Origin of the sequence: Yokenella regensburgei (assembly GCF_003634235.1) — a bacterium.
GTDB lineage: Bacteria > Pseudomonadota > Gammaproteobacteria > Enterobacterales > Enterobacteriaceae > Yokenella > Yokenella regensburgei.
This window is the reverse complement of the sequence record NZ_RBIZ01000005.1, coordinates 125371-144718: the sequence shown is the minus strand read 5'-3', so window position 1 is coordinate 144718 and position 19348 is coordinate 125371. Positions and strand designations below refer to the sequence as shown.

The 19348-nt window shown below is 51.8% G+C and carries 20 protein-coding genes and 1 tRNA gene; 9 read left to right on the top strand and 12 right to left on the bottom strand.

What is annotated here, in order from left to right; translation table 11 throughout:
• Nucleotides 1–3 precede the first annotated feature (3 nt).
• The gene (epmB, locus tag C7387_RS15775; protein ID WP_120817056.1) at nucleotides 4–1032 is read left to right on the top strand and encodes an EF-P beta-lysylation protein EpmB; all 1029 of its coding nucleotides are present in this window, start codon (nucleotides 4–6) and stop codon (nucleotides 1030–1032) included.
• Between the two features lie 183 nt (nucleotides 1033–1215).
• The gene (gene yjeJ / locus C7387_RS15770) at nucleotides 1216–2073 is read left to right on the top strand and encodes a YjeJ family protein (RefSeq protein WP_166791118.1); all 858 of its coding nucleotides are present in this window, start codon (nucleotides 1216–1218) and stop codon (nucleotides 2071–2073) included.
• A 54-nt stretch (nucleotides 2074–2127) separates the two neighbouring features.
• On the opposite strand, the gene C7387_RS15765 is transcribed toward yjeJ, so the two are convergent.
• The 4 genes from C7387_RS15765 to C7387_RS15750 all read right to left on the bottom strand — a co-directional run bounded on the left by C7387_RS15765 (nucleotide 2128) and on the right by C7387_RS15750 (nucleotide 5212).
• Nucleotides 2128–2481: a DUF4156 domain-containing protein gene (locus tag C7387_RS15765; protein ID WP_006816767.1), complete on the bottom strand. Its 354-nt coding sequence runs from the start codon at nucleotides 2479–2481 to the stop codon at nucleotides 2128–2130.
• A gap of 131 nt (nucleotides 2482–2612) precedes the next feature.
• Nucleotides 2613–4259: a chaperonin GroEL gene (gene groL, locus C7387_RS15760; RefSeq protein ID WP_006816766.1), complete on the bottom strand. Its 1647-nt coding sequence runs from the start codon at nucleotides 4257–4259 to the stop codon at nucleotides 2613–2615.
• Between the two features lie 40 nt (nucleotides 4260–4299).
• The gene (locus tag C7387_RS15755) at nucleotides 4300–4593 is read right to left on the bottom strand and encodes a co-chaperone GroES (protein ID WP_003855929.1); all 294 of its coding nucleotides are present in this window, start codon (nucleotides 4591–4593) and stop codon (nucleotides 4300–4302) included.
• Between the two features lie 148 nt (nucleotides 4594–4741).
• Entirely contained in the window at nucleotides 4742–5212 is a 471-nt protein-coding gene (locus C7387_RS15750; protein WP_038252708.1) for an FxsA family protein, read from the bottom strand.
• 336 nt (nucleotides 5213–5548) lie between these two features.
• On the opposite strand from C7387_RS15750, the gene aspA reads away from it, so the two are divergent.
• From aspA to C7387_RS15715, 6 genes are all read left to right on the top strand, one after another.
• Complete coding sequence (aspA, locus tag C7387_RS15740) at nucleotides 5549–6985, top strand: aspartate ammonia-lyase (protein WP_038252869.1); 1437 nt, start codon at nucleotides 5549–5551, stop codon at nucleotides 6983–6985.
• Between the two features lie 119 nt (nucleotides 6986–7104).
• The gene (locus tag C7387_RS15735; protein ID WP_006816762.1) at nucleotides 7105–8406 is read left to right on the top strand and encodes an anaerobic C4-dicarboxylate transporter; all 1302 of its coding nucleotides are present in this window, start codon (nucleotides 7105–7107) and stop codon (nucleotides 8404–8406) included.
• A 126-nt stretch (nucleotides 8407–8532) separates the two neighbouring features.
• A complete protein-coding gene (cutA, locus tag C7387_RS15730; protein WP_006816761.1) occupies nucleotides 8533–8862 on the top strand; it encodes a divalent cation tolerance protein CutA in 330 nt (109 codons plus the stop codon).
• Nucleotides 8838–10562, top strand: coding sequence for a protein-disulfide reductase DsbD (locus tag C7387_RS15725; protein WP_120817054.1), 1725 nt, complete (start codon nucleotides 8838–8840; stop codon nucleotides 10560–10562). The genes cutA and C7387_RS15725 overlap by 25 nt, the downstream gene beginning before the upstream one ends.
• Before the next feature lie 37 nt (nucleotides 10563–10599).
• Complete coding sequence (locus tag C7387_RS15720; protein ID WP_038252715.1) at nucleotides 10600–11175, top strand: transcriptional regulator; 576 nt, start codon at nucleotides 10600–10602, stop codon at nucleotides 11173–11175.
• A gap of 114 nt (nucleotides 11176–11289) precedes the next feature.
• Nucleotides 11290–11365 (top strand) — tRNA-Phe (locus tag C7387_RS15715).
• A gap of 221 nt (nucleotides 11366–11586) precedes the next feature.
• Here C7387_RS15715 and C7387_RS15710 read toward each other — a convergent pair.
• The 3 genes from C7387_RS15710 to C7387_RS15700 all read right to left on the bottom strand — a co-directional run bounded on the left by C7387_RS15710 (nucleotide 11587) and on the right by C7387_RS15700 (nucleotide 14898).
• A complete protein-coding gene (locus tag C7387_RS15710) occupies nucleotides 11587–12549 on the bottom strand; it encodes a tyrosine-type recombinase/integrase (protein WP_120817053.1) in 963 nt (320 codons plus the stop codon).
• A gap of 10 nt (nucleotides 12550–12559) precedes the next feature.
• Nucleotides 12560–13933 carry a TraI domain-containing protein gene (locus C7387_RS15705; protein ID WP_120817052.1) on the bottom strand — a complete coding sequence of 458 codons (1374 nt, stop codon included), beginning with the start codon at nucleotides 13931–13933 and terminating at the stop codon, nucleotides 12560–12562.
• Between the two features lie 95 nt (nucleotides 13934–14028).
• Nucleotides 14029–14898 carry a hypothetical protein gene (locus C7387_RS15700; RefSeq protein WP_120817051.1) on the bottom strand — a complete coding sequence of 290 codons (870 nt, stop codon included), beginning with the start codon at nucleotides 14896–14898 and terminating at the stop codon, nucleotides 14029–14031.
• 434 nt (nucleotides 14899–15332) lie between these two features.
• Between C7387_RS15700 and C7387_RS15690 the strand changes: the two genes are divergently transcribed.
• A complete protein-coding gene (locus tag C7387_RS15690; RefSeq protein ID WP_120817050.1) occupies nucleotides 15333–16277 on the top strand; it encodes a toll/interleukin-1 receptor domain-containing protein in 945 nt (314 codons plus the stop codon).
• Between the two features lie 76 nt (nucleotides 16278–16353).
• Here C7387_RS15690 and C7387_RS15685 read toward each other — a convergent pair whose 3' ends face one another.
• The 5 genes from C7387_RS15685 to pilL2 all read right to left on the bottom strand — a co-directional run bounded on the left by C7387_RS15685 (nucleotide 16354) and on the right by pilL2 (nucleotide 19269).
• Nucleotides 16354–17289, bottom strand: a complete 936-nt coding sequence (locus tag C7387_RS15685; RefSeq protein WP_120817049.1) for an ArdC family protein — start codon at nucleotides 17287–17289, stop codon at nucleotides 16354–16356.
• Between the two features lie 75 nt (nucleotides 17290–17364).
• Nucleotides 17365–17703 (bottom strand): hypothetical protein, encoded by a 339-nt coding sequence (locus tag C7387_RS15680; RefSeq protein ID WP_120817048.1) that lies wholly within the window; start codon nucleotides 17701–17703, stop codon nucleotides 17365–17367.
• A 120-nt stretch (nucleotides 17704–17823) separates the two neighbouring features.
• Complete coding sequence (locus C7387_RS15675) at nucleotides 17824–18222, bottom strand: antirestriction protein (RefSeq protein ID WP_120817047.1); 399 nt, start codon at nucleotides 18220–18222, stop codon at nucleotides 17824–17826.
• The gene (locus tag C7387_RS15670) at nucleotides 18215–18676 is read right to left on the bottom strand and encodes a hypothetical protein (protein ID WP_244922383.1); all 462 of its coding nucleotides are present in this window, start codon (nucleotides 18674–18676) and stop codon (nucleotides 18215–18217) included. The genes C7387_RS15675 and C7387_RS15670 overlap by 8 nt, the downstream gene beginning before the upstream one ends.
• Nucleotides 18673–19269 (bottom strand): PFGI-1 class ICE element type IV pilus protein PilL2, encoded by a 597-nt coding sequence (pilL2, locus tag C7387_RS15665; RefSeq protein WP_120817046.1) that lies wholly within the window; start codon nucleotides 19267–19269, stop codon nucleotides 18673–18675. Before pilL2 ends, C7387_RS15670 begins: the two co-directional genes overlap by 4 nt.
• Nucleotides 19270–19348: the final 79 nt, after the last annotated feature.

Below are 19348 nucleotides of genomic sequence, written 5' to 3'. Positions count from 1 at the left end.
AAAATGGCGCATATTGTAACCCTAAATACCCCATCCAGAGAAGATTGGTTAGTGCAACTTGCCGATGTTCTCACCGAACCGGATGAACTATTGCGTCTTCTGAATATAGACGCTGATGAAAATTTGCTCGCTGGCCGGGAGGCAAAACGCCTTTTCCCGCTGCGCGTTCCGCGTGCGTTTGTCGCACGAATGGAAAAAGGCAATCCCAACGATCCTCTTTTACGTCAGGTGCTTACCTCGCAAGAAGAGTTCATCGCCGCCCCCGGATTCTCGACAGACCCGCTGGAAGAACAGCACAGCGTGGTGCCAGGATTGCTGCACAAATACCGCAACCGCGCTCTGCTGCTGGTCAAAGGCGGATGTGCGGTAAATTGTCGTTATTGCTTCCGCCGTCACTTTCCGTACAGCGAAAACCAGGGCAATAAACGCAACTGGCAAAGCGCGATGGAGTACGTTCGTGCTCATCCGGAGCTTGATGAGATCATTTTTTCCGGTGGCGACCCGCTGATGGCGAAAGACCATGAGCTGGACTGGCTGATAAGCGAGCTGGAATCCATCGAACACGTTAAACGTTTACGTATCCACTCGCGTCTGCCCATTGTCATTCCGGCGCGCATCACGGATACGCTGGCGTCGCGTTTTGCCCGTTCAAGGCTGCAGATCCTGCTGGTTAATCATATCAACCACGCCAATGAGATTGACGAGGACTTCCGCAACGCGATGCAGCGCTTGCGGCAGGCTAACGTGACGCTGCTGAACCAGAGCGTGCTGCTGCGCGGGGTGAACGATAACGCGCAGACCCTCGCCGACCTCAGTAATGCCTTATTTGATGCCGGCGTAATGCCCTATTACCTGCACGTGCTGGATAAAGTCCAGGGTGCGGCGCATTTCCTTGTGTCCGACGATGAGGCCCGCACCATTGTCCGGGAATTGCTGACGCTGATTTCCGGCTATCTGGTTCCGAGACTGGCGCGAGAAATTGGCGGCGAGCCGAGCAAGACACCGCTGGATCTTATGCTTCGCCAGCAATAACAAGTAAACAAATTAAAAGGCATTAATATATTCATGGCTAAGATAAATATCTTAGCCATAATTTTATTTGGCATTAATACATGATGTGTTATTTTACCAATCCGTTATTCATTACCAATTTATAATCTCAATCCATATATAACACCTACATTATTTAATAAAGTAATGTTCAGGGAGTATTACATGTCATTATTGATAAAAGGGATCAACACCGGTGTTATTTGTCACGGTAATCATTTTCTGGCTCTTGCGCTCAAAATTAAACACCAACAGAATAAAGAGGCGTCTTTTTTCCTTCCGGCACTGGTTCTAAGAGATCTCCTCATTGCCCTGGAGTACCGCCTCTGGCAGCATGCAGCGGAGTCACCCACCGCGCAAGAACAACGCCTGCACGACAAGCGGCGTGAAGCCAAAAAACTGCGCGCTCACGTTCCTGCCATTACCGCAGAAGAGCTGAGCCACGCCGATATTCAGCGACGTGTTGCTGCTGTTACACTCGTTGCCAGCGAATCCACTCATCTGCTGTTCACCTTTACGCTGAACAATGGGCGCGTCGTTGAAATACGGGTTGAGGAGAATCAGATTGAGGTATTAATCATCGCAATGATTCAGGCGATAAATAATGCCGGAATGCACGAACTGGCGCTTCGCCTTTCTTCCTTACTGGATTTTCTGCCACTGTATGATATCGAATGTCGGTCAGCCGGTTCGCTGGAATACGACAGCTACGATCAACCCACGTGGAAACACCGCTTATTTACCCGCTATCTCACGCTGGTTTACCGTTACAGCGACGACGCCGGTGATATACAAACCAGCGGAGCCGTTATTAAAACCCGTAGCCCGTCGGAATCTGAAGAAACCAAAGCGATTTCACGCCGGTTAATGAATTTCAGCCCACGGCTCGGGAAGCTCAAAGGACGCCCCTGCCAGGTATATATCCGGGAAATGAAAGTTACACATCAGGAGATGCTCTCACGAGAGCAATGTCTGGAAGCCGTACATCAGCTGCAGCGGCAGGTTTCGCGCAATCCGCGATAGCTTTGTTCTTCCTGCGCCCCCTGAACGAGGGCGCATGATATCAGCAGTAGTGCATCAGTTCGGGCACTTATAGACCTGACCCACCATTTCGCTGTCGGTCGGGACAAAGCTTGAGAGCATGCCCTGCGTTGGGCTGCTGACGCCATAAATCACGTTGCCGCCCATGGCTGCCGCCTGGTTACGCAGCGCATTCGCCGCGCCACGCATGGAACCACCCTCTTCGCCATGCTGGCCAGAGAGCCAGTTACCTTGTGTACCGCTCGCAGTACCTAACAGCTGGCACTGCGCTGCGGGTTTTTCTTCTACGAAGCGAACATTCTGTCCGCCTGCGGACAGCTCGGTTGTAGAGCTGCAACCTGCCAGCAGCAATGCTGCACCGACGATCCCTGCAGAGACTTTTACGCGCATGTTATTCCTCGTTATCACTGTGCTGGACACACTTGTCCGTGTGAACGTTATACTAAAAAGATGACGAAAAGAAAAACCCCCGGACATCTCTGCCCGGGGGTTTCTTTATTTCTATGCGGTATAGCGCACGATTACATCATGCCGCCCATGCCGCCCATGCCGCCCATACCACCGGCAGCACCTAAGTCAGGAGCATCGCCTTTAGGCAGGTCGGTTACCATGCACTCGGTGGTGATCATCAGGCCAGCAACAGAAGCGGCGTACTGCAGAGCAGAACGAGTCACTTTAGTTGGGTCCAGGATACCCATGTCGATCATGTTACCGTATTCTTCAGTCGCGGCGTTGTAACCGTAGTTACCTTCGCCCGCTTTCACGTTGTTCGCCACTACAGACGGCTCTTCACCGGCGTTAGCAACGATCTGACGCAGCGGAGCTTCCATTGCGCGCAGCGCAACTTTGATACCCACGTTCTGGTCTTCGTTCTGAGCGGTCAGGCCAGCGATTTTCGCGGCAACGCGAACCAGCGCCACGCCACCACCCGCAACCACGCCTTCTTCTACTGCGGCACGGGTCGCGTGCAGCGCATCGTCAACGCGGGCTTTTTTCTCTTTCATTTCAACTTCAGTTGCTGCACCAACTTTGATAACTGCAACGCCGCCAGCCAGTTTAGCTACGCGCTCCTGCAGTTTTTCACGGTCGTAGTCAGAAGTTGCTTCTTCAATCTGCTTACGGATCTGAGCAACACGGCCCTGAATCGCCGCTTCTTCACCCACGCCATCGATGATGGTGGTGGTGTCTTTGTTAATCAGAACACGTTTCGCCTGACCCAGGTCTTCCAGAGTCGCTTTTTCCAGCTCCATACCGATCTCTTCAGAGATAACGGTACCGCCGGTCAGGGTCGCGATATCCTGCAGCATCGCTTTACGACGGTCGCCAAAGCCCGGAGCTTTAACAGCTGCAACCTTCACGATACCGCGCATGGTGTTAACCACCAGCGTCGCCAGCGCTTCGCCTTCAACGTCTTCCGCGATGATAACCAGCGGCTTGCCTGCTTTCGCAACGGCTTCCAGAACTGGCAGCATTTCACGGATGTTGGAGATTTTTTTGTCAGCCAGCAGGATGAACGGGCTTTCCAGCTCAACAGCACCAGTTTCTGGCTTGTTGATGAAGTAAGGGGACAGGTAGCCACGGTCGAACTGCATACCTTCAACCACGTCCAGTTCGTCTTCCAGACCGGTACCGTCTTCAACGGTGATAACGCCTTCTTTACCGACTTTATCCATCGCTTCAGCGATCAGTTTACCTACGGTTTCGTCGGAGTTAGCGGAAATGGTACCAACCTGAGCAATGGCTTTGGAGTCAGAGCACGGTACGGACAGCGCTTTCAGTTCTTCAACAGCAGCAACGACAGCTTTGTCGATACCACGTTTCAGGTCCATCGGGTTCATGCCCGCAGCAACGGCTTTCAGGCCTTCAGCGATGATGGACTGTGCCAGTACGGTTGCGGTGGTGGTACCGTCGCCTGCAGCGTCGTTCGCTTTAGAGGCAACTTCTTTCACCATCTGCGCGCCCATGTTTTCGAACTTATCTTCCAGCTCGATTTCACGTGCTACGGAAACACCATCTTTGGTGATGGTCGGCGCACCGAAAGATTTATCCAGAACCACGTTACGGCCTTTCGGGCCCAGGGTCACTTTCACTGCGTCTGCCAGTACGTTAACGCCGCGCAGCATTTTCACACGAGCGTCGTTACCGAATTTTACGTCTTTAGCTGCCATGTTCTTGTTTCCTCAAAATTCGTACAGTTTCGTGCGTAAATTACGCTTCAACAATTGCCAGGATGTCGCTTTCGGACATGATCAACACTTCTTCATTGTCGATCTTCTCGGATTTCACGCCGTAACCGTCGTTGAAAATCACGATGTCACCAACTTTAACGTCCAGCGGCTGCACGGTTCCGTTTTCCAGGATGCGGCCCTTACCGACAGCGATGATTTCGCCACGAGTTGATTTTGCTGCAGCAGAACCGGTCAGAACGATGCCGCCAGCAGATTTGGTTTCAACTTCTTTACGTTTGACGATCACACGATCATGTAACGGACGAATACTCATTGATAGCTCTCCTTTGAGAAAGTCATTATCAGTTATGGGTGACGCCGGTCCGCATACGGTATTCCGGCTAGTGCTCTGAGAGATGGGGATGGGTTTTTCCGCCTTCAAGGGGGAGAATTAAAAAAAATTTCTCCCCGGGTATAAGGCATTAACGATCGTCTTTATGATCCAGACGATCGCGCTCGTCGTCTTTGCGCTGATACTCACCGTCAAACGTGTTCCCACCCTGGTCTGCGCCGTTGAATCCACCACCCGACATGCTGGTGAAGCGCAGGTGCGGCATCAGCTTCACCGTCAGGTGATTTTGCACCGGCGGTAACAACAAAAGCAGGCCGAGGAAGTCAGTGAAGAAGCCCGGTAACAGCAGCAGGATGCCAGCGATGATGATAGACACGCTTTTGATCATCTCAGAGGCCGGGTTCTCACCCGCCGCCATTTTCTGCTGCATCAGCACAAAATTCTTGAAGCCCTGGTTACGCACCAGCGACATACCGATAATCGACGTGAAAATAACCAGCAGCAGGGTCAGCAGAACGCCCAGCACGTGCGCGACCTGGATAAAAATCGAGATCTCGACGTAAACGTATAAAAAAACAGCAATAAGTGGTATCCAGCGCACTGGCTTCTCCTTTAGGGGCAGCGGCGCTTGCGCCACTGCAGGTATAGGTTTGCGATTCGCATACCTGGAAAGTGGGGGTAAAACGCCAGTTTTCAATCAGAGGACAGAGTTATTTTTAGCAATAATCAGAAAGCGGTGACGTATTTCACAGATTAATAATTCTTATGCGAATCTGGGCTGAATAAGTGATCCAGATTACTGCAATTCGCTATCATCAGCATATGATCGTGGGCACCGGGCCGGTTAAGGAAATAATCTTCGGTCAGAAAATATGCATAACCCCAGATGTTCTGTGTATTGGGTGAAATCATTGGCAGCTTGAAAAAGAAGGTTCACATGTTAAACAACATTCGTATCGAAGAAGACTTGTTGGGTACCAGGGAAGTTCCAGCGGACGCGTACTACGGTGTCCACACTCTTAGAGCGATTGAAAACTTCTACATCAGCAACAGCAAAATCAGCGATATCCCTGAGTTTGTACGTGGCATGGTGATGGTTAAGAAAGCCGCTGCGCTGGCTAACAAGGAACTGCAAACCATTCCTAAGAGCATCGCGAACGCCATTATTGCCGCATGTGACGAAGTCCTGAACAATGGAAAATGCATGGATCAGTTCCCGGTTGACGTCTATCAGGGCGGCGCGGGCACTTCCGTGAATATGAACACCAACGAAGTACTGGCAAACATCGGCCTGGAGCTGATGGGTCATCAGAAAGGTGAATACCAATATCTGAACCCGAACGACCACGTGAACAAATGCCAGTCCACGAACGATGCCTACCCGACCGGCTTCCGTATCGCCGTTTACGCCTCCGTCGTTAAACTGGTTGATGCTATCAACCAACTGGGCGATGGCTTCCAGCGTAAAGCGGTCGAATTCCAGGACATCCTGAAAATGGGTCGTACCCAGCTGCAGGACGCGGTCCCGATGACCCTCGGTCAGGAATTCCACGCGTTTAACGTTCTGCTGAACGAAGAAACCAAAAACCTGCTGCGCACTTCCGAACTGCTGCTCGAAGTGAACCTCGGCGCGACCGCTATCGGTACACGTCTGAACACCCCGGACGGCTATCAGCAGCTGGCGGTGCAGAAACTGGCGGAAGTGAGCAACCTGGCGGTCGTTCCGGCAGAAGACCTGATCGAAGCGACCTCTGACTGCGGCGCCTACGTGATGGTACACAGCGCCCTGAAACGCCTGGCGGTGAAACTGTCTAAGATCTGTAACGATCTGCGTCTGCTCTCTTCCGGTCCGCGTGCAGGTCTGAACGAAATCAACCTGCCAGAGCTGCAGGCCGGTTCTTCCATCATGCCAGCCAAAGTCAACCCGGTAGTACCAGAAGTGGTGAACCAGGTTTGCTTCAAAGTCATCGGCAACGACACTACCGTGACCATGGCTTCTGAAGCCGGTCAGCTGCAGTTGAACGTAATGGAGCCGGTGATTGGGGAAGCGATGTTTGAGTCTATCCACATCCTGACCAACGCCTGCTACAACCTGCTCGAAAAATGCATTAACGGCATTACCGCGAACAAAGAAGTTTGCGAAGGTTATGTCTACAACTCGATTGGTATCGTCACCTACCTGAACCCGTTCATCGGTCACCACAACGGCGATATCGTCGGCAAGATCTGTGCCGAAACCGGTAAGAGCGTGCGTGAAGTGGTGCTGGAGCGCGGGCTGTTAACCGAAGCAGAACTGGATGACATCTTCTCTCCACAAAACCTGATGCATCCGGCCTATAAAGCAAAACGTTATACAGATGAAAATGAACAGTAGCAGTCGTTCAGGTTAAACTGAAAAAAGGCATGCCAGCAATGGCATGCCTTTTTCACTTTTATTGGATACCAAAACACAACATTTAATTATCCAACGTTCAACAATCAAGGAAGCAGTTTATGATAATCATCGAGCTTATCATCGTATTAGCGGCGATATTTGTGGGCGCCAGGCTAGGGGGTATTGGCATCGGCTACGCCGGTGGGCTGGGGGTTTTAGTTCTGGCACTCATTGGCGTCAAACCGGGGAATATTCCCTTTGACGTGATTTCCATCATCATGGCCGTTATCGCCGCTATCTCTGCGATGCAAGTAGCAGGCGGTCTCGACTATCTCGTTAATCAAACAGAAAAACTGCTGCGCAGGAACCCGAAATACATCACCATTCTTGCGCCGATTGTGACTTACTTCCTGACGATTTTCGCAGGTACCGGGAACATCTCCCTGGCTACGCTGCCGGTTATCGCTGAAGTTGCGAAAGAACAAGGCATTAAGCCGTGCCGTCCGCTCTCAACGGCGGTGGTCTCGGCGCAGATTGCCATTACCGCCTCGCCTATCTCTGCAGCGGTGGTCTACATGTCATCCGTAATGGAAGGCCACGGTGTCAGCTACATTCATCTGCTGTCGGTCGTTATTCCGTCCACACTGCTGGCTGTGCTGCTGATGTCCTTCCTGGTCACCATGCTGTTTAACTCAAAACTGTCTGACGATCCGGTGTACCTCAAGCGCCTGGAAGAAGGCCTGATTGAGCTGCGCGGTGAGAAGCAGATCGAAATTAAACCGCGTGCCAAACTGTCGGTACTGCTGTTCCTGCTGGGCGTGGTGTGCGTGGTCATTTATGCCATCGTCAACAGCCCGAGCCTGGGCCTGGTTGCCACCCCGCTGATGAACACCACTAACGCTATCCTCATCATCATGCTGAGCGTAGCGACGCTGACCACCATCTTCTGCGGCGTTGAACCTGACGTCATCCTCAACTCCAGTACCTTTAAAGCCGGTATGAGCGCCTGTATTTGTATTCTCGGCGTGGCGTGGCTTGGCGATACCTTCGTATCTGCCAACATCGACTGGATTAAAGAAACCGCAGGTGCCGTGATCCAGGGTCATCCGTGGCTGCTGGCGGTGATCTTCTTCTTCGCGTCTGCGCTGCTGTACTCTCAGGCGGCTACCGCGAAGGCGCTGATGCCGATGGCGCTGGCGCTGAACGTCTCTCCGCTGACCGCAGTGGCTTCTTTCGCCGCGGTATCTGGCCTGTTCATTCTGCCAACCTACCCAACGCTGGTAGCGGCGGTACAGATGGATGACACCGGTACCACTCGAATCGGCCGTTTCGTCTTTAACCACCCGTTCTTTATCCCGGGCACCATGGGCGTTGTTTTCTCCGTGTGCTTCGGTTTCCTGTTAGGCAGCGTCATGCTGTAACCACTCACAGCGGGGCGTGCAAACGCCCCGTTTGCTCAGTTTTACATCTCACCGCTAACCCGTTTCACCACCCGCTGTTATAGTATCTCCTTTCTCTTTCTGGCCATTTTTACTGATGAGGTGTCCATGTCTGACGAAAATACTCAGGTTGTTGTTGTACTTTGTACCGCTCCCGATGAAGCCAGCGCGCAGGATCTGGCCGCGAAAGTGCTCGCTGAAAAGCTTGCCGCCTGCGTCACCATCCTGCCGGGCGCGACGTCGCTCTACTACTGGGAGGGGAAGCTCGAACAGGAATATGAAGTGCAGATGATCCTCAAAACCAATATCGCGTGCCAGCAGGCGCTGCTGGACTGCCTGAAGTCACATCACCCTTATCAGACCCCAGAATTACTGGCTTTGCCTGTCACCCACGGAGATAACGATTACCTCTCATGGCTCAACGCATCATTACGCTGATTCTGCTGCTGTGCAGTACTTCCGCCTTTGCCGGACTATTTGACGCTCCCGGGCGCTCGACGTTTGTTCCGGCAGACCAGGCCTTTGCCTTCGATTTCCAGCAAAACCAGAACGATTTGACGCTGAGCTGGCACATCAAAGAGGGTTACTACCTCTACCGCCAGCAGATCAAAGTGACTCCGGCAGACGCCAGTATTGCTCCTCTGCAGCTGCCAAAAGGAGAGTGGCATGAAGACGAGTTTTACGGCAAAAGCGAAATCTACCGCCAGCGCCTGAACCTGCCACTGACCGTAACTCAGGCAGCAAAAGGCGGCACGTTGACCGTGGTGTATCAGGGCTGTGCCGACGCCGGTTTCTGCTACCCACCGGAGAGCAAAACCGTTCCGCTGAGTGAAGTGGCGGCAATAGCTACGGTAAATCCCTCTCTCTCCTCAGGGGAGCCCGCTGGTGCAACGCCTCCGACCGGGGTAAAGGGCGATGAGCACTCCAGCCTCCCCTTCACCGCCCTGTGGGCGCTGCTGATTGGCATTGGGATCGCCTTCACTCCCTGCGTCCTGCCGATGTATCCGCTGATCTCCGGCATCGTGCTCGGCGGCAAGCAGCGTCTCTCTACTGGCCGCGCCCTGCTGCTGGCGTTTATCTACGTGCAGGGGATGGCGCTCACCTATACCGCACTTGGTCTGGTGGTTGCCGCCGCGGGGCTACAGTTCCAGGCTGCACTTCAGCACCCTTATGTGCTGATTGGCCTGTCGGTGGTGTTTATCCTGCTGGCGCTGTCGATGTTTGGCCTGTTCTCGCTGCAGCTGCCTTCATCCCTGCAGACCCGCCTGACCCTGATGAGCAACCGCCAGCAGGGCGGCTCTGCGGGCGGCGTGTTTGCGATGGGGGCCATTGCCGGGCTTATCTGCTCTCCCTGCACCACCGCGCCGCTGAGCGCCATTCTGCTCTATATTGCCCAGAGTGGTAATCTGTGGCTCGGCGGCGGTACGCTATACCTGTACGCGCTGGGTATGGGCCTGCCGCTTATCCTGGTCACCGTGTTTGGTAATCGCCTGCTGCCGAAGTCCGGGCCGTGGATGGCGCACGTCAAAACCGCCTTTGGCTTTGTCATTCTCGCGCTGCCGGTGTTCCTGCTGGAGCGCATTCTCGGGGATACGTGGGGGCTGCGACTGTGGTCGATGCTTGGCGTCGCCTTCTTCGCCTGGGCGTTTATCACTTCACTCAACGTCAGCCGACCCTGGATGCGGCTTATGCAAATCATTCTGCTGGCGGCTGCGTTTATTAGCGCCCGTCCGCTGCAGGACTGGGCGTTTGGCGCGCCTCAGGCCGCGGCTCAGCAGCACCTGAACTTCACCACCATCCGCACGCCAGAAGAGCTGGATAAAGCACTTGCCAGCGCTCAGGGGAAACCGGTAATGCTCGATCTCTACGCCGACTGGTGCGTGGCCTGTAAAGAGTTCGAGAAATACACCTTCAGCGATGCAAACGTGCAACAGCAGTTAAAAAATACGCTTTTACTGCAGGCCGATGTCACCAAAAACGGGCCGCAGGATGTCGCCCTGCTGAAGCACCTGCAGGTGCTGGGGCTGCCCACCATCCTGTTCTTTAATCAGGCCGGCGAAGAACTACCGGCGCATCGGGTGACGGGTTTCATGGACGCCGGGGCATTTGCCGCGCATTTGCAGAAACTGCCGCAGTAAACAACAATTTTGAGTGGGAAATGTGGAGGAATACATCGTGCAACGTGAAGACGTACTGGGAGAAGTCCTGCAATTACTTGAGACCAAAGGAATTGCCAGCACCACGCTTGAGATGGTGGCCGAACACGTCAATTATCCTCTCGAAGAGATAACCCGTTTCTGGCCGGATAAAGAGGCGCTGCTGTACGACGCACTACGCTTTCTCAGCCAGCAGGTAGACGTCTGGCGCCGCCAGCTGCTGCTGAACGAAGAGCTGAGCGTGGAGCAGAAGCTGATGGCGCGTTACAACGCCCTGACCGAATGCGTCAGCAACAAGCGCTACCCGGGCTGTCTGTTCATTGCTGCCTGTACGTTTTATCCGGATCCAGAGCATCCGGTGCATCAACTGGCGGACCAGCAAAAACGTGCCGCCCACGACTGCACCCATGAGCTGCTGACGCAGCTCGAAATCGACGATCCGGCGATGGTCGCAAAGCAGATGGAGCTGATTCTTGAAGGGTGTTTAAGCCGCATGCTGGTGAAACGCAGCCAGGCCGACGTAGATACCGCGCGTCGTCTGGCGGAAGATATTCTGCGTTTTGCCCAGTGCCGCCAGGGCGGCGCACTGACCTGATCGATATGAAAATGGTGCATTGTCGGTCAAACTGCCGCAAAGTTAAGCAAACGCACCATTTTTAAGGAAATTTGGTTGACGACTGGGGCTGATTACGGTTTAATTCGCCCCGTTGCCCGGATAGCTCAGTCGGTAGAGCAGGGGATTGAAAATCCCCGTGTCCTTGGTTCGATTCCGAGTCCGGGCACCACTATTCAAAGCCGGTTGGTCAGATTTGCAAGATGCAATCCTGACGGACACGAAGGCGAGCCAGTAAAAACACGATGTAACGCTGTTACTTGTTGTTGAAGAAAGGCTCTTGAGAAACAGACTTGTTGGTGCAAGTCTGTTTTTTCGCGTCTGATATTTGCAAGAAATCTTTTCAATGTCAAATAATGTAAGTATTTGACGCCATTCCTGAAGCCTTCCTCACTACATCAATTCGGTTTCGAGTATATCCCGAAGGCTATCAACACTTTCATCAATGTATTCCAGCGTCGATGTAATGCGGACATGACCCAGCAGTTTCTTCACCGCGTACAAATTGCGTTCTGGTGATTTCATCATGTGTGTTGCCACCGTATGGCGGAACCTGTGAGGCGTGATCGTAAACTTACACTCACGGGACAAGCGCCGGAAGAACGCTCTCAGCGGATACTCGTTCATCACCTCCGGGTACTTACTCTTTCTCATCAGGTCAAACCAGCCCACATTAAATACCTGATCACCCGACTCCATCCCAGCCTCACCAGCTTTTTTCACCAGTTCCTCCAGCGACGGATACAACGACGAAACAATCGGAACCCGATGCTCGCGATGGTTTTTCGCTCCCTCGATATTCAGGCCAATCCACCGTTCCTCAAGATTGATATCACCCAGGCGGATATGCAGAAGCTGGTTTTGTCGGATGGCGGTATAACGAAACACATTCACCACCGTCAGCCAGAACCACGCCGGGAGTAGCGCATTTCTGCGACCGTTGAACATACTGCTGTTCCCCTTCCCTGTCTCAGCGTCCAGATGTTGTTCCATCAGCCGGTACATCGCGTCCATTTGCGTCTGTGTCAGCGTTTTCTTCTTTTTCGTGCCCGGGCGAACGACCGCGCCGTTAAAAGGATTTTCGGCCTGCGGCAACAATCCCTGCTTGATACCAAAATTAAACAACGCCCTCATGTGGGCAACTTTGTTATTCCACGTTCGGGTCGCGCAGTTCTGGTCATTCAGCACCGTATGACGCCATTTTAGCACCGTCAGGTGATCGATCTTAGTCGGGTTAAACGATGTGAATCCTTCGAATGAGCGAACCACTTTCTGGTAGCTCCACTCCGTCGCCGGTCGTAATGATTTGCTGTAAAAATACTGTTCAGTAAGAAGCCCAAAGGTACACGAATTCATTAGAATATCCTTATATAACAATCAATAACGGGTTATCCCCTGGATTGTTATCGCTGTCATAGACCTTACTGGCAAGTACCAGGTAGCCACTCAGTTTCTGAAAGCGCCCTTCCCGTTGCTCGTTTTGGTACAGCTGGCAGGTATACATCGTGCCATTGTCCTGCCGATGATGCCCCTGTCTCTCAAATGCTTTCTGAAGCCGGGCCTTATCCTCTCCCGCCGTGTTCGTCTCCGTCAGATACTGGTGAAAAATCCCCGGCGCACGCAGAAACACGTAACCGGCGACCAGATGAATCCGCCCTTCAGGTTTGTTCGGGACCAGACTGCCAGAACGACATCCCGTGACCAGCCATTGCCAGAATGCCTCTCCGGGATCGTTCAACTCGGCGGATGGCGTGATTTCTCCGGTTTCTGCTTCATCAGCGCTGGCGAAGCCCATCATTGCCAGCAACGCATCAGTATCATCCGGCCCTTTCTGCTCATCCGGGAATATCAGCTCTGCATCCGACGCAGGAGCAGGTTCCGCTGCCGGAAGGATTTCCTCTTCGGAATACGACACAACCAGCTCCGGCACATCATCAGCTAATCCAGACAGCAACGTGTCACCCTGCAATGATTCATCCTGAACTGGAGCCGGTTGCTCGCCTTCCAGTGCGCCAGCAGTGAGGCGAATAGCTTCAGACACAATGGCATTGACCACGCCCGACTGCGCCCGAAAGCCGGTCAGGTACGTTGACAGGGTCTTAATAGCTTCCGGCCAGCTACTCAACCAGTTAATCGCTTCTGGAGGGATAATCTTCCACGCCAGCATTGCGCCAAAACTTTGCAACCGTTCCGGAGACTGTTCCGGCGCAAAGCGAAAGCGATAAGATTCTGGAGGCGCATCCAGTAACGGAAACCAGCGTTTACCGTTATCCAGCTCGACGTGGAGATGACAAAGATATTCAAGCGAAGGCAGCATTGCCGCATAAACCACCACCGCATTCCAGGCCGCGTTTTGCGCCGCCTGTTCTTCAGGCGGAGCGCCAACCGGCAACATGTAGCTTTTCGACAACCGCGCCGCATACGACACAGTTTCCAGCATATAGTCAGCCATACCTCCGGGACGGGCATATGGCCCACTTTCCTTAAGAGGAAATTGCTGCATCAGCGTCACACAATGCTCCAGTGGAGCAAGGTAATACTGTCGATACATGTCTTTCGGCAGGGACGAATAATCCCAGAGCGATTGCAGCCACTGCTGACGGCGGGTTGTCGCCAGCAGTTCGCTGGCAGTCATGGGCAGAAAGTAGCCAGGAGGCAAAGAGGGTTCTATCGCCTTAACGGTCGGCGGAGCATCCGGGCGTGAACGCCCCAGACGGAGAAAAGATGTCAGATTCAACATAGCGGAAGCCTGTTAAGTGGAAATTCCGCTACGTTAAACGCTGATTCTTATTGGGCAATCAACAACTCACAATTCGATTTCGAACTTTTAACCTGTCAGGCCAGCACGCTTCTGGCAAGATCAACAAGGTTCATTTTCCTGTTAGCTTCATTTTTACTGTTTATCAGTTTCAGGAGATAGTCGTGTTCAAAAATAATTTCCCTTTTGCATACCGTTTCCTGTTTTGAGTTCGCAATATTAAACTCAATACTTTCAGACAACGTATGTTGATCAACATGGCGACGATGTCTGATGAAACTAAAACTCAAATCGCAGAATTTTTTATCGTCCTTAATGTCAATTTGCCCATTGGCATTCCAGGTTAAATCTGGTCGTCTGGTTAAGAGTTCTTCGGTAAATTTTGCATCGAAAAATATCCGTCCTCTCAACCGCTTAGCCTGCATCATGTATGCAAATACCCAAGGTATATTCTGCCGTGTTGCTCCCCTGTAGCGCCAGCCTTCAGCTGCGCGGTATTCTTCAAGCATCTGTTTCGCCAGGGCAAATGAAATCCTCATTCCAGTTCCCTTTTCTAACAGGTAAATAACCCGGTCAAATTGCTCAATTAAGGTTTGTTTTATTAATACAGCAAGTTCACTACCCGCCGCTCGCCGATCATCTTTCGTTAGATGCTTATTCTTGCTGGCATATGGGCACCACTCATATTCTTCCTTATCAACACGACCTTTCAACGGGACAGCCATGGCACCGGCAGTCGGGAAGAAGTGCTTCCCATATGGCGCATCACGCTCAAGCATTCCTATAATCTGGATCGGGTTGTCACATGCTGGGCAAACCGCAAACCATCCTTGGTGACCATTAATTGGCTGATACCAGGGAGCCTGCTTTTTCGTAACCTGATCAAAGTTCTCTTGGGTAATCTTGTGGACCTGCTGTGTATCAACGGAAATTTTGAATACATCCATTGTTATGCCTCATGACGGGTATCCCAACGCAGTATGGTTAGCGATAAGACACCACCAGTCCGCGTCAATTTCAGGTACATGGCCGTGCTCCTCTGCCACCTTCAGACATGAGAGTATCGTTTCAAGGGAAACGGCGAAATGATCATGACCATTATCAAGCACAAAAACTGCACTGCTATCACAGCAGTCAACATCAATACGGGTACACGATACTGAGGATTTGTTCTCTTTCATGAATGGAGCCTTCTCACATAGTAAAACTCTAAACATACCTAGCCGCCTTGCCACAGCAATCAATAACTATTTATCCGAAATTACAAATTTTGCGGTAGCCACTTTCATATGAGATAAGTATGTTTTCCATAATGCTATGAGCAAGGTGAAAACCAGTTAAGCGCCAGCAACAACCTCGGTATCTTTGGAGATATTTAACAATGAGTATTGTCAGACCAAAGCTTTTCGTTTCTTACTCACATGACAGCGAACAGCATAAAGAATGGGTAGAAAAGCTAGCAACCAGACTGGTACGTAATGGTGTTGATGTTTTCCTTGATCAATGGGATGTAGGATTGGGCGACGATCTAACTCTGTTTATGGAGCAAGGTCTAACAGAAGCTGACCGCGTAATGGTGATATGTACCGAACCATACATACAAAAAGCTAACGCTCAGAGGTCTGGAGGGGTTGGGTACGAGAAAATGATTATTTCGGCCCAAATTATGAATCAATTAGGCGATAATCGGGTCATACCAATAATTGTTAACAATTCATTGAGTAATCCAGTCCCAACATTCGTTGGCTCCAGACTGCGTCTATATTTTGATGACAAAAACTATGAACAAAGTTATGCCACACTCATTCACGACTTACATGGTAAAAAATTAAAAGCTCGCCCGCCTGCCGGAGATAGTCCATTTTCTCGACAACCAACAACTCCTGAGCTTGCCCCCATGCCAGATGGTACAAACCATTCTCCCGCACTAAAAGGCCGAGTGAAATTACCACTTCCTGGAGTCACGGGTAAATATTGGCTTGGTTCTGGAGAAATGCTATTTGAAGTGTCCTGGAGCATTGGAGGACATGGCCATGCCTATATTTATAAACGACAGCCCAGTATCCATTCTCTGTGTTTTGCCACAGACATTAAAGAAATCAGTCAGATAACTGATGCAGCATCTACTTCATTCTTCAAATCTGATGAGGTAGAGGCTGTGGGAACAGGAGATGTTGTGATAATGCAAAATATTCAAGGCTACTATCTTGCTGTTAAACTTGAAGAAGCTCTATATCGAAGCCGAAATGCAGACGATCGTAACGAAGTAACTTTTTCTTATGTAATAGCACCAGCTAAAAGCACTTCTTTTGCAAGTATTGTTTGATTTGGATGAGAACCTCTCAGGGGAATGTTTCCCCTGAGAGGTGACGGGTTGATTAAATCAATGTTGGTAAAGTGGGCTACGCTGCCAGCGCGTGCTCACGCAACACCAGGTATTCAAACGCTTCCCGGGCAAAGCGAGCGGCACGAAATACAGCGCGGTTATCTTCCTTCAGCGTTTGCAGCCACGAGGCAATATAGCTCTCATGTTGCAAGTCGCCGTTAATGCCAAGTTCAGCACACAGAAAGGCTGCTCCCATCTCCGCTATGAGTTCTTCAAACCCATAAATTGGATCGCCGAACTTCTTCGAAGTGGAAACAATGCCTTCACGCGCCAGTCGCGAAACGTGGCCAGTGGAATGCACCAGTTCATGCAGCAGCGTACTGTAGTAGTCTTCCGCCGAATCAAACTGAGCGGCTTCCGGCATCATAATGTGATCAACACCCGGGCGGTAATACGCACGATCCTGATGGCGATGTATCACAGACACGCCGCTACAGGCTGCTATCTGTTCTGCCCGGGCAATACGTTCCACGTCGGGCAAAACCGGTATTTCCGGGTAAAGCTTATCGGGCAGGTTTTCACACTGCTCAACGTTGAAGAGGTGGAAGCTGGTCATAAAACAGCGATCCCGCATGACCACCTCACCGTTCTCATCAAACACCGGCTGGCCGCTACTATCCGTAGCCTCTTTCTGGAATGGTTTAAACAGCGTCACCAGCGTCGATTTTTCACCTTTCCGGACATTACCACCGGCATCCAGCGCCTGTTTGAACGTCAGCCAGCGATTGGAATAAAATCCCTTATCGGCAGCATCTATCCATAACAGCATCACGTTAATACCGCTGTAGTTCCGGCCAGTGATAGCATTAGCAGGCAACCCCTCTTTTCCGGTTTGCCATGCTTTACGCCAGGGTCTCGTCCCGTTCTCCAGCGCCGTAATAATCTTATCGGTAACGGTCTGGAACAAATCCTGCCGTGGGGCTGATTTGCGGTTGGTCGTTTTCTTCGTCATATGCCATTCCCATCAAAAAAAAACGGGGATGGCTCCCAGACGGAGAACAATCCCCGTCTGGGTTAAAGTAAAAAGTCAGTCCATCGCAGCCATAGCTATCGATTCATCCAGTCCTGCCTTGAAAAAGTGATCCCAGGTTCCCGGGCACACAGTTCTGGCAAGCTCCATAACCTCATCGAAAAGAGCCTTGCATGAAGGGTGCGCATAACGCGGCAAATCGCCAACACATCCCCGTGCAAAAGTTCGGGCCAGACTGGCAATCGTCCACTGATTATCCGTGAAGTTATCCTCATCCGGTTGTGTTCCGATATCCAGACGTTCGAATGCGGCCACAGCCAACAATTCACCTTCAAGTTTTGCCAGCTCGCATAAATCTTCAGCAGAAAATATGCTATTTGTCTGGTCTGTCATCATGGTCAGTTCCTCAATAATTAAAAAGGAACCGTCCTCCCCAGCGGGAAACGAGTTCCCGGTAGGGGTGATATGGATTTATGTAACAGGCAGAAAAATCCCTGCCCGGGCTAAAGTAGAAAGTCAGTCTATCGCGGCCATAATTTCGGCCGATTCAGAGTGATCCAACGCGTAATCACGCAAAGCGTGGTAAAGCAGGATATCGCTGTCCTCTTCCGTCGTATTGGCAATCTGCCCGAGGGCAAACAAAGACAGCATGATGCCAAAAGCCTCTGCCGTCATGGTGCCTTCATAGCCATTTCCGGCCACACTGACGCCATAAGTCAGACGGGAGTTGGGGACAAGATAGAATCCGTTGTTTGACAACGCCCGACCTTCCCACCGGCTGGTTTCATCATATTCATCGCCCAGACGCTTAGCCCACGCAAAGAACGGAGCCACGCGACGTGGAGTATGCAGATATTTCAGAAGAACTAGGCCAAAGGGAACGGGCTGCATATCGATCGTCGTTATGTTATCCATGACATACCTCCCCGGAAGCCAGCACGCAGTTAACGCGTTCCTGCAAACGCTTCCTGGCAGAAAGAAAATTTCGCCGGTCACGTTCAGTTGCACGCTTACAGTTGATATCCGCTGTTATTTCCAGCGCCTCAATCTTCTGCTGCAAAGCTGCAAGCGCTGGTTTGTCAGCCATACCACCCAGTTGCATTTGTGACGCTTCAAACTGCTGTTGCAGCGTTGTCAGCTGTGCCTGGAGCGGCGCGATATCCGGGCTACCCTGCAATGCAGTTTTAAGCTGGCTGACCTCGACGGAAAGCAGCTGGACCTGCTTCAGGCTGATAAACGTGGTTCCGCCTAATGCAAACAAAACCAGCCCGCCTAAACCGTAACGGACTATCGCCCAGAGTTTGCTGCGTACAGGTCTTACAGACTCTTTCATTTCAGGTATTTCCATGAAACTAGCGGATTCGTTCATTTCAGCATCCTCTGCGGAGCCGGAGCGGTGATATTGACGGGTTGAGCAGGTAGCGGCACAGAGACTGAAGTGAGCGACGTTTTCACCGCTTCCGGCGGCAAACGATAGCCATCACGTAACGAATGGCAGACGATCCGTTGCACTGAATCAACCTCAAGCTGCCAGGCCGCTCCGGCCAGGATCTGTAATGCTTGACTCAGGCGCATTGGCCCCAGTTGATAATGCACAGCAGGCAACATCTGGTTGTAAAGCACCCGGTTCGCCAGTGTCGTGCCACACAACGTGTACCCGGACTGGCGCAGGGCATAACGCATAGCATCCGCCACGGTCGGCGATAATGACGCAGGAATGCGGATGTCTATCGTTTGTTCCAGCGGAGCACGCTGCGAGGCGCTGGGGGAAGTATCAACCAGCAGATAGCGGTCATAGCGAACAACTTCGGGAGAGGCGGCATAAACATCCAGTCGTGCAGGTTGGACATTGCCATTCAGCGCCGTCGGATGAGGTTGGGTATCCGGTTGCTGGAGCTTTTGCGTACAACCGGTCAGGATGCAGGCCGTCAGGCAGACAGCCATTGGGATATGAATATTCATGCAGGTTCCTTAGTCAGACAAAAGAGGCCCAACTTTGCGAAACCAGCGCTATGCCCTCAACGAACAACTGTTTTTACAG

What these genes read in the sequence shown, in the direction of transcription:
- epmB (WP_120817056.1), top strand. Translation starts at nt 4, where the DNA reads ATGGCGCATATTGTAACCCTAAATACCCCATCCAGAGAAGATTGGTTA.
- yjeJ (WP_166791118.1), top strand. Translation starts at nt 1,216, where the DNA reads ATGTCATTATTGATAAAAGGGATCAACACCGGTGTTATTTGTCACGGT.
- C7387_RS15765 (WP_006816767.1), bottom strand. Translation starts at nt 2,481, where the DNA reads ATGCGCGTAAAAGTCTCTGCAGGGATCGTCGGTGCAGCATTGCTGCTG.
- groL (WP_006816766.1), bottom strand. Translation starts at nt 4,259, where the DNA reads ATGGCAGCTAAAGACGTAAAATTCGGTAACGACGCTCGTGTGAAAATG.
- C7387_RS15755 (WP_003855929.1), bottom strand. Translation starts at nt 4,593, where the DNA reads ATGAGTATTCGTCCGTTACATGATCGTGTGATCGTCAAACGTAAAGAA.
- aspA (WP_038252869.1), top strand. Translation starts at nt 5,549, where the DNA reads ATGTTAAACAACATTCGTATCGAAGAAGACTTGTTGGGTACCAGGGAA.
- C7387_RS15735 (WP_006816762.1), top strand. Translation starts at nt 7,105, where the DNA reads ATGATAATCATCGAGCTTATCATCGTATTAGCGGCGATATTTGTGGGC.
- cutA (WP_006816761.1), top strand. Translation starts at nt 8,533, where the DNA reads ATGTCTGACGAAAATACTCAGGTTGTTGTTGTACTTTGTACCGCTCCC.
- C7387_RS15725 (WP_120817054.1), top strand. Translation starts at nt 8,838, where the DNA reads ATGGCTCAACGCATCATTACGCTGATTCTGCTGCTGTGCAGTACTTCC.
- C7387_RS15710 (WP_120817053.1), bottom strand. Translation starts at nt 12,549, where the DNA reads ATGAATTCGTGTACCTTTGGGCTTCTTACTGAACAGTATTTTTACAGC.
- C7387_RS15705 (WP_120817052.1), bottom strand. Translation starts at nt 13,933, where the DNA reads ATGTTGAATCTGACATCTTTTCTCCGTCTGGGGCGTTCACGCCCGGAT.
- C7387_RS15700 (WP_120817051.1), bottom strand. Translation starts at nt 14,898, where the DNA reads ATGGATGTATTCAAAATTTCCGTTGATACACAGCAGGTCCACAAGATT.
- C7387_RS15690 (WP_120817050.1), top strand. Translation starts at nt 15,333, where the DNA reads ATGAGTATTGTCAGACCAAAGCTTTTCGTTTCTTACTCACATGACAGC.
- C7387_RS15685 (WP_120817049.1), bottom strand. Translation starts at nt 17,289, where the DNA reads ATGACGAAGAAAACGACCAACCGCAAATCAGCCCCACGGCAGGATTTG.
- C7387_RS15680 (WP_120817048.1), bottom strand. Translation starts at nt 17,703, where the DNA reads ATGATGACAGACCAGACAAATAGCATATTTTCTGCTGAAGATTTATGC.
- C7387_RS15675 (WP_120817047.1), bottom strand. Translation starts at nt 18,222, where the DNA reads ATGGATAACATAACGACGATCGATATGCAGCCCGTTCCCTTTGGCCTA.
- C7387_RS15670 (WP_244922383.1), bottom strand. Translation starts at nt 18,676, where the DNA reads ATGAACGAATCCGCTAGTTTCATGGAAATACCTGAAATGAAAGAGTCT.
- pilL2 (WP_120817046.1), bottom strand. Translation starts at nt 19,269, where the DNA reads ATGAATATTCATATCCCAATGGCTGTCTGCCTGACGGCCTGCATCCTG.